The sequence below is a fragment of the Variovorax sp. 350MFTsu5.1 genome, from assembly GCF_048302515.1.
Lineage (GTDB): Bacteria > Pseudomonadota > Gammaproteobacteria > Burkholderiales > Burkholderiaceae_C > Variovorax > Variovorax guangxiensis.
Genome location: NZ_CP157620.1, coordinates 3,745,358 through 3,764,297 on the forward strand (window position 1 = coordinate 3,745,358; position 18,940 = coordinate 3,764,297).

The 18,940-nt window shown below is 70.2% G+C and carries 17 protein-coding genes; 8 read left to right on the plus strand and 9 right to left on the minus strand.

The window, feature by feature from the left end; translation table 11 throughout:
- Nucleotides 1-14: 14 nt before the first annotated feature.
- Together ispF and ispD are read right to left on the minus strand one after the other, a co-directional pair.
- Nucleotides 15-506, minus strand: a complete 492-nt coding sequence (ispF, locus tag ABL843_RS17005; RefSeq protein WP_184637548.1) for a 2-C-methyl-D-erythritol 2,4-cyclodiphosphate synthase — start codon at nt 504-506, stop codon at nt 15-17.
- Complete coding sequence (gene ispD, locus ABL843_RS17010; protein ID WP_418116597.1) at nt 503-1,225, minus strand: 2-C-methyl-D-erythritol 4-phosphate cytidylyltransferase; 723 nt, start codon at nt 1,223-1,225, stop codon at nt 503-505. Before ispD ends, ispF begins: the two co-directional genes overlap by 4 nt.
- Nucleotides 1,226-1,344: 119 nt before the next feature.
- Here ispD and mfd point away from each other — a divergent pair, with 119 nt between their 5' ends.
- Genes mfd through ABL843_RS17025 form a run of 3 tightly spaced genes read left to right on the plus strand, consistent with a single transcriptional unit; the run spans nt 1,345 to nt 6,613 of the window.
- Nucleotides 1,345-4,827: a transcription-repair coupling factor gene (mfd, locus tag ABL843_RS17015; RefSeq protein ID WP_126023991.1), complete on the plus strand. Its 3,483-nt coding sequence runs from the start codon at nt 1,345-1,347 to the stop codon at nt 4,825-4,827.
- Nucleotides 4,824-5,534: a phosphoserine phosphatase SerB gene (gene serB, locus ABL843_RS17020; RefSeq protein ID WP_418116599.1), complete on the plus strand. Its 711-nt coding sequence runs from the start codon at nt 4,824-4,826 to the stop codon at nt 5,532-5,534. The genes mfd and serB overlap by 4 nt, the downstream gene beginning before the upstream one ends.
- Nucleotides 5,531-6,613, plus strand: a complete 1,083-nt coding sequence (locus tag ABL843_RS17025) for an Ldh family oxidoreductase (RefSeq protein WP_418116600.1) — start codon at nt 5,531-5,533, stop codon at nt 6,611-6,613. Before serB ends, ABL843_RS17025 begins: the two co-directional genes overlap by 4 nt.
- A 7-nt stretch (nt 6,614-6,620) precedes the next feature.
- Here ABL843_RS17025 and ABL843_RS17030 read toward each other — a convergent pair whose 3' ends face one another.
- Entirely contained in the window at nt 6,621-6,944 is a 324-nt protein-coding gene (locus ABL843_RS17030; RefSeq protein WP_126023987.1) for a DUF6172 family protein, read from the minus strand.
- A 62-nt stretch (nt 6,945-7,006) separates the two neighbouring features.
- Between ABL843_RS17030 and ABL843_RS17035 the strand changes: the two genes are divergently transcribed.
- Complete coding sequence (locus ABL843_RS17035; protein ID WP_126023986.1) at nt 7,007-7,234, plus strand: hypothetical protein; 228 nt, start codon at nt 7,007-7,009, stop codon at nt 7,232-7,234.
- 17 nt (nt 7,235-7,251) lie between these two features.
- Here ABL843_RS17035 and ABL843_RS17040 read toward each other — a convergent pair whose 3' ends face one another.
- Nucleotides 7,252-8,439 (minus strand): PLP-dependent aminotransferase family protein, encoded by a 1,188-nt coding sequence (locus ABL843_RS17040; protein ID WP_418116601.1) that lies wholly within the window; start codon nt 8,437-8,439, stop codon nt 7,252-7,254.
- A gap of 120 nt (nt 8,440-8,559) precedes the next feature.
- Here ABL843_RS17040 and nth point away from each other — a divergent pair, with 120 nt between their 5' ends.
- Complete coding sequence (gene nth / locus ABL843_RS17045; RefSeq protein WP_418116602.1) at nt 8,560-9,207, plus strand: endonuclease III; 648 nt, start codon at nt 8,560-8,562, stop codon at nt 9,205-9,207.
- Between the two features lie 19 nt (nt 9,208-9,226).
- Nucleotides 9,227-10,084, plus strand: coding sequence for an Ivy family c-type lysozyme inhibitor (locus tag ABL843_RS17050; RefSeq protein WP_418116604.1), 858 nt, complete (start codon nt 9,227-9,229; stop codon nt 10,082-10,084).
- Nucleotides 10,085-10,104: 20 nt separating this feature from the next.
- On the opposite strand, the gene ABL843_RS17055 is transcribed toward ABL843_RS17050, so the two are convergent.
- Nucleotides 10,105-11,667: a methyl-accepting chemotaxis protein gene (locus tag ABL843_RS17055; RefSeq protein ID WP_126023980.1), complete on the minus strand. Its 1,563-nt coding sequence runs from the start codon at nt 11,665-11,667 to the stop codon at nt 10,105-10,107.
- A 149-nt stretch (nt 11,668-11,816) separates the two neighbouring features.
- Between ABL843_RS17055 and ABL843_RS17060 the strand changes: the two genes are divergently transcribed.
- On the plus strand, nt 11,817-14,579 hold the full coding sequence (locus tag ABL843_RS17060; protein ID WP_418116606.1) for a LuxR C-terminal-related transcriptional regulator: 2,763 nt from the start codon (nt 11,817-11,819) through the stop codon (nt 14,577-14,579).
- Nucleotides 14,580-14,597: 18 nt separating this feature from the next.
- Here ABL843_RS17060 and ABL843_RS17065 read toward each other — a convergent pair whose 3' ends face one another.
- The 4 genes from ABL843_RS17065 to ABL843_RS17080 all read right to left on the minus strand — a co-directional run bounded on the left by ABL843_RS17065 (nt 14,598) and on the right by ABL843_RS17080 (nt 18,505).
- A complete protein-coding gene (locus ABL843_RS17065; RefSeq protein WP_418116608.1) occupies nt 14,598-15,155 on the minus strand; it encodes a histidine phosphatase family protein in 558 nt (185 codons plus the stop codon).
- Nucleotides 15,152-15,946 (minus strand): adenosylcobinamide-GDP ribazoletransferase, encoded by a 795-nt coding sequence (locus ABL843_RS17070; RefSeq protein ID WP_418116609.1) that lies wholly within the window; start codon nt 15,944-15,946, stop codon nt 15,152-15,154. The genes ABL843_RS17065 and ABL843_RS17070 overlap by 4 nt, the downstream gene beginning before the upstream one ends.
- Nucleotides 15,947-16,007: 61 nt before the next feature.
- The gene (gene cobT / locus ABL843_RS17075) at nt 16,008-17,048 is read right to left on the minus strand and encodes a nicotinate-nucleotide--dimethylbenzimidazole phosphoribosyltransferase (RefSeq protein ID WP_418116610.1); all 1,041 of its coding nucleotides are present in this window, start codon (nt 17,046-17,048) and stop codon (nt 16,008-16,010) included.
- Nucleotides 17,045-18,505 carry a cobyric acid synthase gene (locus ABL843_RS17080; RefSeq protein WP_418116612.1) on the minus strand — a complete coding sequence of 487 codons (1,461 nt, stop codon included), beginning with the start codon at nt 18,503-18,505 and terminating at the stop codon, nt 17,045-17,047. The genes cobT and ABL843_RS17080 overlap by 4 nt, the downstream gene beginning before the upstream one ends.
- Before the next feature lie 152 nt (nt 18,506-18,657).
- Between ABL843_RS17080 and ABL843_RS17085 the strand changes: the two genes are divergently transcribed.
- Nucleotides 18,658-18,888 (plus strand): hypothetical protein, encoded by a 231-nt coding sequence (locus ABL843_RS17085; RefSeq protein ID WP_126023974.1) that lies wholly within the window; start codon nt 18,658-18,660, stop codon nt 18,886-18,888.
- The last annotated feature ends 52 nt before the right edge of the window (nt 18,889-18,940 follow it).

Below are 18,940 nucleotides of genomic sequence, written 5' to 3' on the forward strand. Positions count from 1 at the left end.
CGGCCGCGCCGGCGTCAGCGATGCAGCAGAACGGCCGCGCGAGCTTCCATCGCGCGGCCCTCGCCCACGGGGCCCAGCTTCTCGGCCGTCTTGGCCTTCACGTTCACCTGGCCGAGTTCCACGCCCAGCGTGTCGGCGATGCGCTGGCACATCAGCGGAATGTGCGGCGCGAGCTTGGGCGCCTGCGCGATCACGGTGCTGTCGACGTTGCCGATCTCCCAGCCCGCGGCACGGACCCGGCGCGCCGCCTCGGCCAGCAGCACCGCCGAATCGGCACCGCGGAACTGGGGATCGGTGTCCGGAAAATGCCGGCCGATGTCGCCCAGCCCCGCGCCGCCCAGCAGCGCATCGGTGATGGCGTGCAGCAGCACATCGGCGTCCGAATGGCCCAGCAGGCCGGTGGTGTGCGGCACCTCGACGCCGCCGAGGATCAGTTTGCGCCCCGCCACCAGTTGGTGGACGTCCCAGCCCTCGCCGATGCGGATGTTGAAAGGCGCGGCGGTCATGCCAGCTCCTTCCTGCGGCCGAGCAGCACGGCCTCGGCCAGGGCGAAGTCTTCCGGAAAGGTCACCTTGAAGTTCTGGGCGCTTCCGGGCACCAGCAGCGGCGAAAGGCCGACGGCCTCGATCGCGCTGGCCTCGTCCGTAACGGAGTCGCCAGCGCGCTCCAGCGCGTCGAGCAGCATGCCGATGCGGAACATCTGCGGCGTCTGCGCCAGCCACTTGTCGGCGCGCGGCAGCGTCTGGGCCACCCGGCTCTCGGCGGTGGACGACTTCAGCGTGTCCGCCAGCCGCTGCGCCAGCAGGCCGCCGACGGCATCGTGCTCGCAGGCGGCGATCAGCGCCTCGATCTGGCTGGAAGTGACGAGGCAGCGCGCCGCGTCGTGCACCAGCACCCAGTCGTGCGCGCCGGCGCCCTTCTGCCGCAGCGCCACCAGGCCGTTGCGCACCGTGGCCGCGCGGGTCACGCCGCCCACGCGCAGCAGGTATTCGTTCTCCGAGGGAAAGCGCGGCAGCACCGCATCCACGTCCCGGTCGTCCGGCGACACCACCAGCGCCAGCCCGGCGAAGCGCCCCGACATCGCGCGGAAGGCCTCCAGCGTGTGGGCCACCATCGGCAGCCCGGCCAGGCGCCGGTACTGCTTGGGCTGCGTGGACTGCGCATGTCCCGCGCGATGGCCGGAGCCGGCGCACGGGATCAGCACGAAGAGTCGGGAAGAGGACATGAGGGCCCAGCGTCGGCCGTGGCCGACAAGCGGATAAAGGGCCGCCATTCTAGAATTGACCGCTACGCACACCCCTCGCCAGCCGGCGCGGGGTGTTGTGCATTTCCATCAAGCGTTCCATGGACCTCCCCCACCTCACGGCGGGCAAGCGATTCACGCTGCCGCGTCCTCCCTTGTCGGCAGATGCCTTGCTGCTGGCGCAACTGGCCATGCGCGAGAAGGCCGCCGGGCGCGCCACCGCGATGTTCACGGCCGATGCCAACGACGCCCAGCGCCTGATCGACGAGATCGCCTTCTTCGCTCCCGAGCTGCGCTGCGCGCTGTTCCCCGACTGGGAGACGCTGCCCTACGACAGCTTCTCGCCCCACCAGGACCTGATCAGCGAACGCCTGGCCACCCTCTGGCGCATCAGCCAGAAGGAGGCCGACGTGGTACTGGTGCCCGCCACCACCGCGCTCTACCGGCTGGCGCCGCCGTCCTTCCTGGCCGGCTACACCTTCCACTTCAAGGCCAAGCAGAAGCTGGAGGAATCGAAGCTCAAGGCCCAGCTCACGCTGGCCGGCTACACCCATGTGACGCAGGTGGTGAGCCCCGGCGAATACGCGGTGCGCGGCGGCCTGATCGACCTGTTCCCCATGGGCTCGCCGGTGCCCTTCCGCGTCGACCTGTTCGACGACGAGATCGACACCATCCGCACCTTCGACCCCGACACCCAGCGCAGCCTCTACCCGGTGCCCGAGGTGCGGCTGCTGCCGGGCCGCGAGTTCCCGATGGACGACGACGCGCGCGGGCGCTTCCGCAGCCGCTGGCGCGAACTGCTCGAAGGCGACCCGACCAAGAGCCGCATCTACAAGGACATGGGCAACGGCGTGGCCACCGCCGGCATCGAGTACTACCTGCCGCTGTTCTTCGACGAGACGGCCACGGTGTTCGACTACCTGGGGCCGGACGCCACCGTGGTGCTGCACGGCGACCTGGAACCGGCCTTCCAGCACTTCTGGCAGGACACCAACGAGCGCTACCGCCTCGTGCGCGGCGACCCCGAGCGCCCCGCCCTGCCGCCCGAGGCGTTGTTCCTGAACGCCGAGCAGTTCTACCAGCGTGCCAAGCCGCACGCGCAGCTGGCCATCCGCGGCGACGTGGACACCGACGCGCCCTACGCCGAGTTCGACCGGCTGCCGCCCTTCGCCGTGGTGCGCGGCGCCGAGGACCCGCTGGTCGGCCTGAAGGCGCACATCGCGAAGACACCGCACCGCGTGCTGCTGATCGCCGAGAGCGAGGGCCGCCGCGAGAGCCTGCTCGACTTCCTGCGCGCCAGCGGCGTGAACCCGCCGGCCTTCGATTCGCTGGCCGAGTTCGAGTCTTCCGGCGACGAGAAGATCGGCATCGCCACCGCCGCGCTGGCCTCGGGCTTCGCGTGGCGCGAACAGGGCATCGACTTCGTCACCGAGACCGAGCTCTTCGCCACAGCGCCCACTACGCGCCGGCGCAACAAGAAGCAGGAGCAGGTCAGCGACGTCGAGGCGCTCATCAAGGACCTGTCGGAGCTCAACGTGGGCGATCCGGTGGTCCACAGTGCGCACGGCATCGGCCGCTACCGCGGCCTGATCCACATGGACCTGGGCCAGGGCAACGGCCCCGACGGCAAGCCGCTGATGCAGGAGATGCTGCACCTGGAGTACGCCGACAAGGCCACGCTCTACGTGCCCGTGAGCCAGCTGCACCAGATCAGCCGCTACACCGGCGTCAGCGCCGACGAGGCCCCGCTGCACAAGCTGGGCTCCGGCCAGTGGGAAAAGGCCAAGCGCAAGGCCGCCGAGCAGGTGCGCGACTCGGCCGCCGAGCTGCTGAACATCTATGCTCGCCGCGCGGCACGCGAGGGCCATGCCTTCCGCTACTCGCCGGCCGACTACGAGGTGTTCGCCAACGACTTCGGCTTCCAGGAAACCGCCGACCAGAAGGCGGCCATCCACGCCGTGGTGCAGGACATGATCTCGCCCCAGCCCATGGACCGCCTGGTGTGCGGCGACGTGGGCTTCGGCAAGACCGAGGTGGCGCTGCGCGCCGCCTTCATCGCCGTCACCGGCGGCAAGCAGGTGGCATTCCTTGCCCCCACCACGTTGCTGGCCGAGCAGCACTACCAGACGCTGGTCGACCGCTTCGCCAAGTGGCCGGTGAAGGTGGCCGAGATGAGCCGCTTCCGCTCCGCCAAGGAAATCACCGCCGCCGCCAAGGGCCTGGCCGACGGGCAGGTCGACATCGTCGTCGGCACGCACAAGCTGCTTTCGCAGTCGGTCAAGTTCAAGAACCTGGGCCTGCTCATCATCGACGAGGAGCACCGCTTCGGCGTACGCCACAAGGAAGCGATGAAGGCCATGCGCGCCGAGGTCGACGTGCTCACGCTCACCGCCACGCCGATCCCGCGCACGCTGGGCATGGCGCTCGAAGGGCTGCGCGACCTGAGCGTGATCGCCACCGCGCCGCAGCGGCGCCTGGCCATCAAGACCTTCGTGCGCAACGAGGGCACCGGCGTGATCCGCGAGGCCGTGCTGCGCGAGCTCAAGCGCGGCGGGCAGGTCTACTTCCTGCACAACGAGGTCGAGACCATCGAGAACCGCCGCCAGAAGCTGGAAGAGATACTGCCCGAGGCCCGCATCGCCGTGGCCCACGGCCAGATGCCCGAGCGCGAGCTGGAGCGCGTGATGCGCGACTTCGTGGCGCAGCGCCACAACCTGCTGCTTTGCTCGACCATCATCGAGACCGGCATCGACGTGCCGACCGCCAACACCATCGTGATCAGCCGCGCCGACAAGTTCGGCCTGGCGCAGCTGCACCAGCTGCGCGGGCGCGTCGGCCGCTCGCACCACCAGGCGTACGCCTATCTCATGGTGCCCGACACCGAGGGCCTGACCAAGCAGGCCGCGCAGCGGCTGGATGCCATCCAGCAGATGGAAGAGCTGGGCTCCGGTTTCTACCTGGCCATGCATGACCTGGAGATTCGCGGCACCGGCGAGGTGCTGGGCGAGAACCAGAGCGGCAACATGATGGAGATCGGCTTCCAGCTCTACAACGAGATGCTGAGCGAGGCGGTGCGCGCGCTGAAGGCCGGGCAGGAGCCCGACCTGCTGTCGCCGCTGTCGGTCACCACCGAGATCAACCTGCACGCCCCCGCCCTGCTGCCCGACGACTACTGCGGCGACGTGCACCTGCGGCTGTCGTTCTACAAGAAGCTCGCCACCGCGAAAACGCCCGACCAGATCGACACCTTGCTGGAAGAGATCGTCGACCGCTTCGGCAAGCTGCCGCCGCAGGCGCAAACGCTGATCGACACCCACCGCCTGCGCGTGCTTGCGCGGCCCTACGGCGTGGTGAAGGTCGACGCGGCGCCGGGCATCATCAACATCACCTTCAAGAAAGATCCGCCGGTGGACGGCATGGCCATCATCCAGCTGATCCAGAAGAACAGGCACATCAAGCTCGCCGGCAACGAGAAGCTGCGCATCGAGCGCGAACTGAAAGAACCCAAGGACCGGGCCCAGATGGTGCGCGACGTGCTGCGCAGCCTGGGCCAGCCCACCGTCAAGGAAACCGCCACCGCATGAGCGCTACTGAAATCTCCCCCGGCCTCGTCATCCAGCGCGTGAAGCCGCCGCTGAAGCTCGCCGACTTCAAGCTGATCGCCTTCGACATGGACTCGACGCTGATCAGCATCGAGTGCATCGACGAGATCGCCGATGCCGTCGGCAAGAAGGCGGAGGTGGCCGCGATCACCGAAGCCACCATGCGCGGCGAGATCAAGGACTTCAAGGAGAGCCTGCGCCGCCGCGTGGCGCTGCTCAAGGGCGTGCCGGTCGGGGCGCTGCAGCAGGTATACGACGAGCGCCTGAAGCTCAACCCCGGCGCGGCCGAGCTGGTTGCGGCCTGCAAGGCGGCCGGCCTCAAGGTGCTGCTGGTGTCGGGCGGCTTCACCTTCTTCGCGAACCGGGTGAAGGACCGGCTGGGCATCGACTTCGCGCGCTCCAACCTGCTCGACGAAGCCGACGGCAAGCTCACCGGCGAGGTGGTCACGCAGAGCTGGGGCGACATCTGCGACGGCGCCGAGAAGCGCCGCACGCTGCTGGAGGTGGCCTCGCTCATGGGCATCTCGCCGCAGGAGACCATCGCCGTGGGCGACGGCGCCAATGACCTGCCGATGATGGGCGAGGCCGGGCTCTCGGTGGCCTATCACGCCAAGCCCAAGGTGCGCGAACAGGCCATGGTGGCCATCAACGAAGGCGGGCTCGACCGCGTGCTGGAAATCCTGAAATGACCGACGCCACCGCGCCTGCTCCATCGGCTCCCCTGTATCGCGCCGATGCGCTCGTCGAGTATGCGGATGCCCTGCTGCAGAAGGCCGGCCTTGCCGCGCCCAAGGCCGCCGTGGTCGCGCGCACGCTGGTCGAAGGCGACCTGCTCGGCCACGACACCCACGGCCTCGCGCTGCTGGCGGGGTACGTCAAGGAGCTGGAATCGGGCGGCATGACGCGCGACGGCGCGCCCGAGGTGCTGTCCGACCGCCCCGCCGCCGTGCTGTGGGACGGCAGGCGCCTGCCCGGCCCGTGGCTCATGGACCAGGGCATGAACCTGCTGGTGCCGCGTGCGCGCGAGCTGGGCACGGCCTCGCTGGTCATCCGCCGCAGCCACCACATCGCCTGCCTGGCCGTCTACATGCTGCGCGCGCTGCAGGAAGACATGCTGATGCTGCTGGCCTGCTCCGACCCCAACGCCGCCAGCGTCGCGCCCTTCGGCGGCACGCAGGCGGTGTTCACGCCGAATCCGCTGGCGATGGGCTTTCCGCTGTCTCAGGGCGGCGTGATGGTCGACATCTCGGCCTCCATCACCACCAACGGCATGAGCAACCGCAAGCGCGCGGCCGGCGAGACCTTCGCCGAAGAGTGGCTCATCGACGCCGCCGGCAAGCCTTCGAACGACCCGCAGGTGCTTTTCGACCAGCCGCCCGGCACGCTGCTGCCGGTGGGCGGGCTGAGCCACGGGCACAAGGGCTACGGCATGGCGCTGCTGGTGGAGACGCTCACGGCCGGCCTCGCGGGCCACGGCCGCGCCGATCCGCCCGAGGGCTGGGGCGCAACGGTGCACGTCACGCTGCACGACCTGAACGCCTTCGGCGGCAAGGAAGCCTTCCTGCGCCAGATGGACCACGTGGCCGAACGCTGCCGCGCGAATGCGCCCATCGACCCGGCGAAGCCTGTGCGGCTGCCGGGCGAAGGCGGATTGAAGCGTCGGGAATCGCAGTCGAGGAACGGGGTGCGGCTGCACCCGTCGATCGCGCGCTCGCTGCAGGATGCGGAGCAGCGCCACGGCCTGCGGCTGGCGCAGGCGCTGGTCTGAGCGGGGCTCAGCCTTCTTCGGGCGGTTCGGATTCCGGCGAGCCTGCCGGGCGCGCCTTGCGCTGCGCCGGCTTGGCCAGGATCTCGATGTAGAACTGCTTGCCGCCCTCCTTCGCCACGCCGTCGATCAGGCCGGTGATCGCGGAGAGGTGTATGACCTCGGCGGATTCCTTCGAGGCGCCGAAGCGGCAGTCGAAGTCCCAGTAGTCCATGCCCTCGGGCAGTTCGCGGCGCCGCTCGCGCTTGATGTACTTGCGGATCTCGTGCTTGATGGCTTCGAGTAGACGGTCGGGGTGCTTGCCCTCGACCTGAAGCTGGAAGGTTTTTCTCATGGGTGATCCTAACCCGCTGTGTACAGTCGCCTCATTCCACGGACAACAGGACAGGTGACGACATGGCGCGCGCGAACGACTGGGCAAGCAAGGTGATGGCACTGATCAACGGCGGCAACCCGACCGCGGCCATCGCGCAGATCAAGGTCGCGCCCTCGGTCAAGGACCTGAAGGCGCTGCAGACGATCATGACGCTGTCGAAGATGAAGGGCCGCTATCCGAACGTGGATGCGGCCATCACGGACAACCTGGACCTGCTCGCGGCGCCCCGGCTGCACCGGTCGCCCTGAGCCTGCGCCAGCTACCTTCAGAGGGCCTGGCCGAGGCGCTTCACGCCCTCTTCGATCTTCGCCACGTCGGCCGTCGCGAAGCTCAGGCGCAGCGTGGCGACGTCGGGCTTCTCCGCGAAGAACGGCGCGCCGGGCACGAAGGCCACCAGCTTCTCGATGGCGCGCTTGGCCAGTTCGTTCGCGTCGGCCAGCTTGCCGTTGGCGCCCGTCAGGCGGGCCCAGAAGAACAGGCCGCCGTTGGGCTGGGTGAAGCTCACCGCGTCGCCCAGCTCGCGCTTGAGCGCCGCGCCCATGGCCTGCGCGCGCTGGCCGTACACCTCTCGCACATGCGCCAGCGTCGCGGGCATGCGGCCGCTCTTGAGGTATTGCGCGGCCGTGGCCTGCGAGAAGGTGCTGGTGTGGGCGTCGCTGAACTGCTTGCACATGGTGGCCTTGGCCAGCAGTTCGGGCGGCGCGATCATCCAGCCGATGCGCAGGCCGGGGCTCAGCACCTTGCTCAGGCTGCCGCAGTGCGCGAGCAGTTCGCGGCTGCCGGGCACGTCCTTGCTCAGCGACATGATCGAAGGCGGCGGGGCCTCGCCGAAGTAGAGGTCGCCGTAGGGGTCATCCTCGACGATCAGCGTCTGGTACTTCACGGCCAGCTCCAGCACCTTCTTGCGGCGCTCCAGGCTCAGCATGGCGCCGCTGGGGTTGCCGAAGGTGGGGATCAGGTAGACGAACTTGGGCTTGTGCTCGGCGATGAGCTTCTCGAGCTCGTCGGTCTTCACGCCATTGGCGTCGATGGGCGCGCTGATGAGCTGCGCGCCGTAGAGGCGAAAGCACTGGATGGTGGCCAGGAAGGTCGGGCCTTCGACGATGACCTTGTCGCCGGGCGAGATCATGGTCTTGCCCAGCAGGTCCAGCGCCTGCTGGCTGCCGGTGGTGACGATCAGGCCGCTGGGCTCGACGTCGACGCCCTTGGTCTTCATGAAGGAGCTGAGCTGCGTGCGCAGGGGTTCGTAGCCTTCGGTGGCGCCGTATTGCAGCGCGCCGCCGGGTTCCTCGGTGAGTGCCTTCTGGCTCGCCTCCTTGAGGCCTTCGACGTCGAACATGGCGCTGTCGGGGAAGCCGCCCGCGAAGCTGATGATGCCTGGCTTGCCCAGCAGCTTGAAGAGTTCGCGGATGGCGGAGGTCTCGACGTTGTCGAGGCGGGAGGCGAATTGCATGGTCAGTCTCTCTTTCTGGGGTGGCATTGTCGCCAAAGCGCGGGCAATAAAGCTGCGTAAGGCCATCGGCTTTCGACGATATATTGCGGCTGCCGGCCTTGCCTGCCCTTCCGAAGCCCCATGAAAAAAGACAACATCCCCCTCTTCTTCGCCACCCTGCAGGCGGCCAACCCCGAGCCCGAGACCGAACTGGAGTACAGCACCCCCTTCGAGCTGCTGGCCGCCGTGCTGCTGTCGGCCCAGGCCACCGACGTGGGCGTGAACAAGGCCACCCGCAAGCTCTTTCCGGTGGCGAACACGCCGCAGGCCATCCTCGATCTGGGCGTGGAGGGGCTGGAGAAATACATCAAGACCATCGGCCTGTACCGCAGCAAGGCCAGGCACCTGATCGAGGCCTGCCGCATGCTGGTGGAACAGCACGGAGGCGAGGTGCCGCGCACCCGCGCCGAGCTGGAGGCCCTGCCAGGCGTCGGCCGCAAGACGGCGAACGTGGTGCTGAACGTGGCCTTCGGCGAGGCGACGATTGCGGTCGACACGCACATCTTCCGCGTGGGCAACCGCACCGGGCTGGCTCCGGGCAAGACGCCGCTGGAGGTGGAACTCAAGCTCGAGAAGCGCGTCCCACTGGAGTACCGGCTGCATGCCCACCACTGGCTGATTCTGCATGGCCGCTACATCTGCGTGGCGCGCAAGCCGCGCTGCTGGGAATGCGCGGTGGCCACCTTCTGCTCCTACAAGCCCAAGACGCCCGCGCCCAGATCGGCCTGAAACAAGACAACCACGACGAATGACGAGAAGCAAGACCACAGCGACGACCACCGACCACTCCCGGGCCCTGCTGCGCACCGCCATGCTGGCCGCGCTGCTGCCGGCCGCCGCCTGGTCGCAACAGGGCGGCCAGCAGCTTCCCAACTACATCGCCCAGTACACCGGCCGCTGGTCCGCCGACTGCGCGGACAACTCGGCCGCCGCGCTGCAGGTGCGGCAGGATTCGCTGATCGCCGAGAGCGGCAAGCGCCGCGTGGTCACACGCGAGCCGCAGACGGTCCACAGCCTCTTCGGCAACAGCCCGCCGCCCGCGGGCTTCGACGTGGCGCTGGTGGGCGACACGGGCAAGGCCGGCGCCCTCACCTTCCTGGTCTACCGCAGCTCGCGCGGCCAGTACGCCACGCTCGATGCCGACAAGCCCCTGGCCGGCCAGCTCGGCCCCGAGATGATGAAGCTGCGCTACTGGCGCTGCAACGGCGCCGCCCGCGCGCTGCCGCCTCCCCCCGAGCCTGCCGCCAAGGTACCGCCGCCGCCCACCGGGAGCCCCGCCGCGCTGGCGCAGGGCCCCGCCATGCAGAAGGCCTGGCGCGCCGCGCTGGGCACGCGCGAGAACGAGCGCTGGCTGGTGCGCCGCGAAGGCCCGGCGCCCGAACCGCAATGGGTGACGGTCGATGGCACGCGCTACCTGCTGCATGCCTTCTGCAAGCCGCACGACTGCTACGACAACAACGCCATCGCGCTGTACGACCAGGGCTCCGGCCGCATCTACGGCCTGGTGCAGCGCAACGGCGGCAACCGCCTGCTGGGCTCGCCGCCCGCCACGCTCGCGCCGCAGCTCGACAAGCTCTGGCGCGAGCAGTGGCGCAAGTCGAACTGACCGGCCGCTGAAGGGCGGATTCAGGCCAGCTTGAACATCCGCACCGCGTGCACCAGGCCCGCGGCCTGGTCGTTCATCGACTGCGCGGCGGCCGAGGCCTCTTCGACCAGCGCCGCGTTCTGCTGGGTGGTGCGGTCCATCTGCTTGATGGCGTCGTTGACCTGACCGATGCCGGCCGCCTGCTCCTGGCTGGCCGCCGTGATCTCCGCCATGATGTCCGTCACGCGCCGCACGCTGCCCATGATTTCCTCCATGGTCTTGCCGGCCTCGTTGACCAGGGTGCTGCCGGCCTCCACCTCGCCCACCGAGTCGCCGATCAGCGTCTTGATCTCCTTGGCCGCCGCGGCCGAACGCTGGGCCAGGCTGCGCACCTCCGAGGCCACCACCGCGAAGCCGCGGCCCTGCTCGCCGGCGCGGGCCGCCTCCACGGCGGCGTTCAGCGCGAGGATGTTGGTCTGGAACGAGATGCCGTCGATCACGCCGATGATCTCCACCACCTTCCTCGAGGAGGCGTTGATGGACGCCATCTTCTCCACCACCTGATCGACCACCGCGCCGCCGCGCGAGGCCACCTGCGAGGCCGAGTCGGCGAGCTGGTTGGCCAGCCGCGCGTTGTCGGCGTTCTGCCTGACGGTGCCGGTGAGCTCCTGCATGGCGGCGGCCGTCTGCTCCAGCGAGCTGGCCTGCGCCTCGGTGCGTGAGGACAGGTCGCGGTTGCCCGAGGCGATCTGGCCCGAGGCCGAGGCGATGGAATCGGTGCCGTCGCGCACCTGCCCCACCACCTTGGCGAGCTCGTCGTTCATCGAGCGCAGCGCGCGCATCAGCATGCCCGACTCCGAGGCGTCGGCCACCTCGATGCGCGCCGTCAGGTCGCCCGAGGCCACCTGCTGCGCCACGGTCACCGCCTGACCCAACGGCCGCGTGATGGAGCGGGTCATGCGGTATGCCAGCAACACCCCGCCGGCCAGCGAAGCGCAGCTGATCCACAGGATCATCCACTTGGCGCGCTGGTACGCCGCCTGGGTCGAGCCGGTGCTTTCGTCGGCGCTCTTTCGCAGCATCGCCTGGAAGGCCGAGACATGCGCCAGCACCTGGTTGAGTAGCGGCATGCATTCCTGCGTCAGCACCTTCACGGCCGCGTCGGTCTGGCGCGAAGTGGCCAGGCCGACGACGTTCTTCGCGATGGGCAGGTACTGCGCCTCGAGCGCGCGCAGCTTCTCGAGCATCCTGCGCTCCTCGGGGGTGGAGGCGTCCGGCGCGGCCATCACGGCGGCGAGGTTCTGCAGGCCGGCGTCGATCTCGCGCTGCGAACTGCCGACGAGGTCGATGTCGCCCTTCTGCGCCGCCGGATCGGACACCAGCGCCAGGTTGCGCGCCGCGATGGCCCGCTTGCCGATGGCCGACTGCACGTTGTTGAGTTCGTCGAGCTTGCGCTGGCCCACTTCGGTCGCGAAGGCGACGCTCTGCGAGAGGCGCGCCATCTCGCGCAGGCCGATGCCGGTGATGACAAGCTGCAACAGCAGCAACAGTGCAAAACCCAGCCCGAGGCGGGCTCCGATCTTGAGATTCGAGAGATCGAACATGAGGCTTTCTCCAGTGGACTTGTTGTTGAGGGCTGCGCTGCCTCATCGGCAGCGCGGCCGCGCGCCACCCCACCCTCGAAGGGTGGGGAGGGGCAAACCCTCGAATATGGGATCCGATCCGCGCGCGGTATGACTCAGAATCCGCAGCGATGCAACCCGCCCCAATCCCCGGTACGCCCGCTCTGCGCACGCGAAGCCACCGCCTGCTGGTTCGTCAAGGCCTGCTCGAGAGGCTCGACGGTCCGGACACTCGGCGCTGCGTTGTGCTGCGCGCACCCGCCGGCTTCGGCAAGAGCTCGCTGCTGCTGACCTGGCAGCGCGAGCTGGTCTCGTCGGACGCCGGCATCGCCTGGCTCAGGCTCGCCGACCTTCCCGAGGGCGACCTGCACTTCATGACCGGCCTGATGTCGGCCCTCGCTGGCATCGACACCGCCATTCCCGGGCAGGCCATGGCGCACGCCGTTCCCGATGCGCTCTCGACGGAGCGGCTGGTCATCGCGCTGGTGCGCGGCATCGCGGCGCATGGCCGCAGGGTGGTGCTGATCGTGGACGACGTGCAGTGCGCCCAGAGCGGCAACGTGCTGCACGCGCTGCAGCTGCTCGTCGAATACGCGCCGCCGAACCTGCTGTGCGTGTTCGCCAGCCAGGACGAACTGCCGATGACGCTGGCGCACTCCCCCGCCTCCAAGACGGTGCTGGAGCTGCGCAACGACGACCTGCGCTTCAGCCTGCCGGAATCGATCGACTATCTCGGCATGCGGCTGCCCCACCTCGACGAGCGCGCGGCCGCGACGATCCACCGGTTGACCGAGGGGTGGCCGGCCCTGCTGCGGCTGGCCAGCGCCGACGTGCGCCGCCGGCGCGGCGTGCAGTCGCCGCTGCTGCACGGCGTGCCCGACCCGGAGCCTTTCGCGGCCTACTTCCACGCGCACGTCTTCCCTCGCCTGTCGGAAACGCAGCTGCGCCTGCTCACGTGCTGCGCCGCCACCACGCGCTTCAGCGCGCCGCTGTGCGCCGACCTGGCCGGCGACGGCTACACCCCGGCCCTGTGCGCCGAGCTGCTGGAGCCGCTGGTGCGCGAGGGCCTGCTGTCGCTCGTGGTGGAAACGTCCGAGACAGCCACCCACGAGCGCTGGTGGCACATGCATCCGCTGCTGCGCAGCGTGCTGCTGGTGCGCTTCGCGGCCTGGCCCGAAGCTTCGCGCCTGCGGGTGCATGCCACGGCCTGCCACGCCTTCGCGACCCGCGGCATGCACCACCAGGCCGTGCGACACGCGCTCGCGGCCAACAACCACGAAACGGCAGGCCGGCTGGCCGAGCGCGGCGCGGAGGCGCTCTTCACCCGGGGCAAGATGAGCGAGGTGATCGCGCTGCTGCGCCAGCTCGACGCCCGGACGGTCGGCGACAACGCCAATCTCGGTCTCTGGATTGGCTGGGTCGAGCTGGCCGACTACCGGCTGGACGACTGCGCCCGCAGCATCGAGCGCCTGCGCGCCAGGCCCGGCGCGCTCGACCCGGCCATGCGCTACCGGCTGACGCTGCTGGGCTGCCTGTTCGCCATCCGCAACGACGACGACGACGCCCTCTCCTGGCTGCTGCCCGAGCTGCTGGCCCCGCCGCCAGCGGCCGACGAGTTCGCGGTGGCGGGCAGGCGCAACGTGCTGACCTGGCTGCACCTGCATCGCGGCGAGTTCGAGGAGGCGCGCCGCATCCAGCGCGACGAGCCGGCGCCCCGCATCGACGGCGAGCCGGTCGCCGGCACCCTCTTCGGCTCGCTGGTGGGCCAGTGCCTGGTCGGGCTGTCGTACGCCATCGAAGGCCAGATGCACCGGGCGGAGCGCATCTACCGCCAGGTGCTGGACGAGGCGCAGGAGCGCGGCGCGCGCTGCGGCGAGGCGGCGCGGCTCACCGCCCAGCTGCTGGTCGAGGTTCTGTACGAACAGCAGGGCCCGCTGGTGGCGGCGCGCTTCATGCAGGAGCAGCTGGGCACGCACGACGGGCTGATTCCCGACACCACGCTGCGCATGATCATCGTGGCCAACCGCGCGCAGCAGGCCGCCGGCCGCCAGCGCGAGGCGCTCGAGCACCTCGCGCAGGCCGGCTGCTTCCTGCGGCGCTACGGCATGGACCGCGCGCTGGCCTGCGTGCTGCTGGAGCAGCTCGGTGTCCAGCTCGCGAACGGCGACGCCGGCGCCGCGCGCGAGTCGCTGCAGGAACTGGAGGCGCTGCACGCCCGGCATCCCGCCGTCGGCCACGGCACGCTGCGGCGCATCGCCGACGTCGTGGAGCGCGCGCGCATCCGCATGGCGATGCACGACGGCGACCAGCCCTCCACGCTGGAAAGAATCGAACACCTGTCGCAGCACTACGAAAAACTCGGTCAGGTCGGCCTCGTCGCCGCCCTGCAGCTGCAGGCGGCCGAGGTCGAACGCAGGCTGGGCCACGCCGAGGCGTCCAGGGCGCGCGTGTGCGCGGCCCTGCGCCTGGGCCATCGGCTCGGGCTGCTGCAGACCCTGCTGGGCGCGCACGACAACGTCCTGCCGCTGATCCGCACGGCGGCGTCCATCCCCAATCTCGACCCGGTGCTGGGCTTCTTCATCGAGCGCATCGAGGCGCAGGCCCGTTCGCAGCTCGACGCGCGCACCGAGCCTGCGCCGGTGCCGCGCCTGCGCGACGACCGGCGCCTGACGCGGCTGCTCACGCTGCGCGAGGCCGAGATCGCCGAGCTGCTGCTGCAGTCGCTGCCCAACAAGAAGATCGCGCTCACGCTCGGCCTGTCGCTGGACACGGTCAAGTGGCACCTCAAGAACATCTACCTGAAGCTGGACGCCCACGGGCGCAGCGCGGTCGCCGAGCGGATGCGGCGGGAGCTGGCGCGCAACGACGAAGGCAGCGGCGCGGGCGGCAAGTAGCGCGCGGCCGCTGTCCGGTCAGGGTTTTTTATCGAAAACCAGCCAATTGCCGAAGGGCATCTCGCCGGACGGCCAGTCACTCGCCACAACCGGGCAGCGGATGCCGCGTTGCAGCAGGGTCACGGCGCGCAGCACGCCCGCATGCGTGACCCAGAGCGTGTCGCGCGGCCGAGCCAGCCATTCGTCGTGCGCCTCGGCGATACGCGACATGAAGGCGCGCACGCTCTCGCCGCGGGTGCCGGCGCGCAGATCGGCGAAGTCGGCCGTCCAGGCATCGAAGTCCTCGCGCGGGATGTCGGCCCAGGGCCGGCCTTCCCACGCGCCGAAATCCATCTCGGCCAGCCGCACGTCGCGCCGGACCGACAAATCCGGCCGCAGCGCGGCGATGGCTTCGGCCAGCGCGACGCAGCGCCTCAGCGGAGAGCTGCACAGCGTCACGCCCGCCGGCAGCAAGGGCGCGATGCGGCCGGCGGCAGCCAGCGTGGCGTCGGCATGGGCTTCGAGGTCCGTCGCCCCGTAGCAGAGGCCGGGCTGGGCCACGACCGGCGCATGGCGCTGGAGCCAGAGCGTGCTCATGCCTTCCAGGCCAGCGCGAGGTAGATGGCGAGCTCGCAGACCTGTTGCGTCGCGCCCAGCCCGTCGCCCGTGAAGCCCTGCAGCCGCCGCACGAAGAGCCGCGCCATCCAGCCCGCCGCGAGCATGGCCGCGAGCACCGCCGCCGCGACATGAACCGCATCGTGTGCCTGCAGAAGCAACACCACGGCAGGCACCGTCCAGACGATGGCGATAAGCAGCGCGCCCCGGCTGATCGCATCCGCCAGCGGCTTGGCCTTGCTCGCGCCGCTGTCGCCCACATAGGGCAGCCAGCGGATCAGGAACAGCGGCATCAGCCGCGACAGCACATGCGCGCCGACGAGGGCGATCGCCGCCGCCTGCAGCCCCCGCCCCGCAAGCGCGGCGAGCAGCGCGAACTTGAGCCCGAGCGCCAGCACCAGCGCCACGGCCCCGAAGGCGCCGATACGCGAGTCCTTCATGATCTCCAGCGCCCGCTCGCGGTTCGCCGAGCCGCCCAGGCCGTCGGCCACGTCGGCCAGCCCGTCCTCATGGAAGGCGCCGGTCAGCATCACCGTGGCGACGGTGCTGAGCACCGCGGCGGCCAGCGCGCCCGCCACGCCGGGCAGGCCCCAGGCCACGCCCGTGAAAACCAGCGCCGCCACCCCGCCCGCCAGCCAGCCGATGCCCGGCAGATGCGCCGCGCTCGCGCGCAGCATCTGCGGGCTGAAGCCGACCCACTCGGCCAGCGCGCCCGTCACCGGCACGCGGGTGAAGAACTGCAGCGCGAGCAGGAAATGGCGGATACAGCTCACAGGAATACCTTCGTGCTTCGCACTGCGGTGCGAGCTTGCTTGGGGCGGCCCGGCGCGGCGCTCATGCGTCCTTGCGCGACACGCCCGCCGATTCGAAGCTCGCCATCTCGCGCAGGATGCGGCAGGCGGATTCGAGCAGCGGCCATGCCAGCGCGCCGCCCGAGCCCTCGCCCAGGCGCAGGTCGAGTTGCAGCAGCGGATCGAGCCCCAGCCGCTCCAGCAGCAGCGCATGCCCCGGCTCGGCCGAGCGGTGCGCGGCCACGCAGCGCTGCACCACGTGCGGCTGCAGCGCCTGCGCCACCAGCACCGCGGCGCTGGCGATGTAGCCGTCGACCACGATCACCCGCCGCTCGCTGGCCGCCTGGAGTACCGCGCCCGCCAGTGTCGCCAACTCGAAGCCGCCGAGTGCTGCGAGCGCTTCCAGCGGTGCCGTCGCGCCGGCGTGCAGCGCGAGCACCTGCCGCAGCACCTCGCGCTTGCGCGCCAGGCCGGCCGCGTCGAGGCCTGTGCCGATGCCGATGCAGGCGTCGATGTCCAGCCCGCCCAGGCGCGACAGCAGCAGCGCGGCCGACGAGCTGTTGCCGATGCCCATCTCGCCGAGCAGCAGCGCGTTGCCCGGCAGCGCGCGCACCACCTCGCGGCCGTTGGCGATCGCCTGCGCGCATTGTTCGGCGCTCATCGCCGGCGACACCGAAGCGTCGGCCGTGCCGGGGGCGATGCGGCGAGACACCAGACCCGGGCGCGCCTGGAAGTCGCGGCGCACGCCGCAGTCCACCACCGTCAGCGCCAGGCCGTGCTGGCGCGCGAGCACGCTCACGGCGGCGCCGCCGGCCAGGAAGTTCTCGACCATCTGCCAGGTCACCTCGCTCGGGTAGGCCGAGACGCCGCGCGCCGCCAGCCCGTGGTCGGCGGCGCAGACCAGCATCTGCGGCGCCTCCAGCACGGGCTTGTCGGTGCCGAGGATGCTGCCGATGCGCAGCGCCAGCGCCTCCAGCCGGCCGAGCGCGCCAAGCGGCTTGGTCTTGTTGTCGAGCGCGGCCTGCAGGCGTGCGGCGAGCGCGGCGTCGGAAATGTCGGGGATCGTGGGAACGAATTCGGTCATGCAATCAGTCCGGCGAGCACGCCGGTGTCGAAGTGGGTGTCGATGAAATCGGCCAGGCCGTCGAAGGTGGATTCCAGCGTGGGCGCTGAGGCGCCGAAAAGCGCGTGCAGCGCGCCCGGGTCCTCGAACAGGCCGTGAAGATAGATGCCGAGCACGTTGCCCCGCGCGTTCTGCCAGGCCAGCCCCTCGGGCATCACAGCCCTGCCGTCGTGCGCGAGTTGCGGGTGCTCGGCGGTCTGGCCGTGATGGATCTCGTAGCCGCCAACCGGCACGCCCGACAGCGCGCTCCAGGCGCCGGTCAGTTCGCCGAAGGCGGCCGTGCGATGCCGCACCGTCTTCTCGCGCTCGAACACCGTCACCAGCGGCAGCAGGCCCAGCCCCGGGGCATTGCCGTCGATGCCGTGCGGATCCACCAGCGCCTCGCCCAGCATCTGCAGGCCGCCGCAGATGCCCAGCACTGCGCCGCCGCGTTCGGCATGCGCGGCCACGGCGCGGTCCAGCCCCTGCGCGCGCAGCCAGGCCAGGTCGCCGCTGGTGTTCTTGGAGCCGGGCAGCACGATCCAGTCGGCGGCGGCCACGTCGGCCGGCGCGCGGGCCCAGACCAGCCGCACGCCGGGCACGTTCTTCAGCGCCTGGAATTCGTCGAGGTTGCTGATGCGCGGGTACGCGACCACGGCCACCGTTCGCGTGACGGCGCCGCTCGCGCGGCTGCGGTCGTCGAACACGCCGTCTTCCTCGGGCAGGCCGTGCTGCCACCACATCGGCAGCGTCGCCACCGTGGGCACGCCGGTCAGCTCCTGCAGCTGCTGGGGCGCCGGCGCGAGCAGCGAGGCATCCCCCCGGAACTTGTTGAGCACGAAGCCGCGCAGCAGCGCCCGGTCGGCCTCGGGCAGCAGCGCCCAGGTGCCGTAGAGGTGGGCGAAGGCGCCGCCGCGGTCGATGTCGGTCGCCAGCAGGCAGCGCGCCTGGGCGTGGCGGGCGATGCGCATGTTGACGATGTCGCTGGCCATCAGGTTGATCTCGGCCGGCGAACCGGCGCCTTCGATCACGACCACGTCGTTCCCGGCGCGCAGTTCATCGAGCGCCTGTGCGATCTGCGGCCAGACGCGCTCGCTGCGGCCGCGCCAGGGCAAGGCCGAGAGCGCCTCGCTCACCTGCCCCATCAGCACCACCTGGCTGTGGGTGTCGCGCTCGGGCTTGAGCAGCAGCGGGTTCATGCGAACGTCGGGCACCGCATTCGCGGCCAGGGCCTGGAAATACTGGGCGCTGCCGATCTCGCCGCCATCGACGACACGGGCGTTGTTGCTCATGTTCTGTGCCTTGAAGGGCGCCACCTTCAGGCCCCGGCGGGCATACCAGCGGCACAGCGCGGTGGCCAGCCAGCTCTTGCCGGCGCCGCTGGTGGTGCCCAGGACCATGACGCAGCGCGCCGGCCCGCTATTCGCCTTTGAACTCATCGGCGGATTGTCGTTGAGCGCCGCGGCCGCTCCGCCGGAGTGCGACATCTTTCACATCTGGACGCAGCAAATGCGGGCGGCGAATCCAGGTGGCGCTTTCCCGCGTACCCCCTGGCGTCGCACACTGTCACAACAACACACCCCAGGGAACCATGCCAGCCTTGAACGATTTGGCGCTGACCGTCGAGGAACCCGAGCCGGGCCAGTTCTTCTGGACCCTGCTCGAGGCCCACCACGCCGACGAAGCCTCCGAAACCCTGGACTACCGGGTCTGCCGCAGGGCCGTCCGGCCGCAGGCCAGCTATTCGAACGCCCTGGCCATGGGCGTGCTGGAGCTGCAAAAAATAAGCGCCGCCGAAAGCCCCGCCGGCGAAACCGGCTGAGCCCCCGACGGCGCAAGACCGCCTTGCGGCGTTCAGGCTGTCAATTTCTTTC

Bases quoted from the DNA above. Each gene is read 5' to 3' on its own strand.
- ispF (WP_184637548.1), bottom strand. From the start codon at position 506: ATGACCGCCGCGCCTTTCAACATCCGCATCGGCGAGGGCTGGGACGTC.
- ispD (WP_418116597.1), bottom strand. From the start codon at position 1,225: ATGTCCTCTTCCCGACTCTTCGTGCTGATCCCGTGCGCCGGCTCCGGC.
- mfd (WP_126023991.1), top strand. From the start codon at position 1,345: ATGGACCTCCCCCACCTCACGGCGGGCAAGCGATTCACGCTGCCGCGT.
- serB (WP_418116599.1), top strand. From the start codon at position 4,824: ATGAGCGCTACTGAAATCTCCCCCGGCCTCGTCATCCAGCGCGTGAAG.
- ABL843_RS17025 (WP_418116600.1), top strand. From the start codon at position 5,531: ATGACCGACGCCACCGCGCCTGCTCCATCGGCTCCCCTGTATCGCGCC.
- ABL843_RS17030 (WP_126023987.1), bottom strand. From the start codon at position 6,944: ATGAGAAAAACCTTCCAGCTTCAGGTCGAGGGCAAGCACCCCGACCGT.
- ABL843_RS17035 (WP_126023986.1), top strand. From the start codon at position 7,007: ATGGCGCGCGCGAACGACTGGGCAAGCAAGGTGATGGCACTGATCAAC.
- ABL843_RS17040 (WP_418116601.1), bottom strand. From the start codon at position 8,439: ATGCAATTCGCCTCCCGCCTCGACAACGTCGAGACCTCCGCCATCCGC.
- nth (WP_418116602.1), top strand. From the start codon at position 8,560: ATGAAAAAAGACAACATCCCCCTCTTCTTCGCCACCCTGCAGGCGGCC.
- ABL843_RS17050 (WP_418116604.1), top strand. From the start codon at position 9,227: ATGACGAGAAGCAAGACCACAGCGACGACCACCGACCACTCCCGGGCC.
- ABL843_RS17055 (WP_126023980.1), bottom strand. From the start codon at position 11,667: ATGTTCGATCTCTCGAATCTCAAGATCGGAGCCCGCCTCGGGCTGGGT.
- ABL843_RS17060 (WP_418116606.1), top strand. From the start codon at position 11,817: ATGCAACCCGCCCCAATCCCCGGTACGCCCGCTCTGCGCACGCGAAGC.
- ABL843_RS17065 (WP_418116608.1), bottom strand. From the start codon at position 15,155: ATGAGCACGCTCTGGCTCCAGCGCCATGCGCCGGTCGTGGCCCAGCCC.
- cobT (WP_418116610.1), bottom strand. From the start codon at position 17,048: ATGACCGAATTCGTTCCCACGATCCCCGACATTTCCGACGCCGCGCTC.
- ABL843_RS17080 (WP_418116612.1), bottom strand. From the start codon at position 18,505: ATGAGTTCAAAGGCGAATAGCGGGCCGGCGCGCTGCGTCATGGTCCTG.
- ABL843_RS17085 (WP_126023974.1), top strand. From the start codon at position 18,658: ATGCCAGCCTTGAACGATTTGGCGCTGACCGTCGAGGAACCCGAGCCG.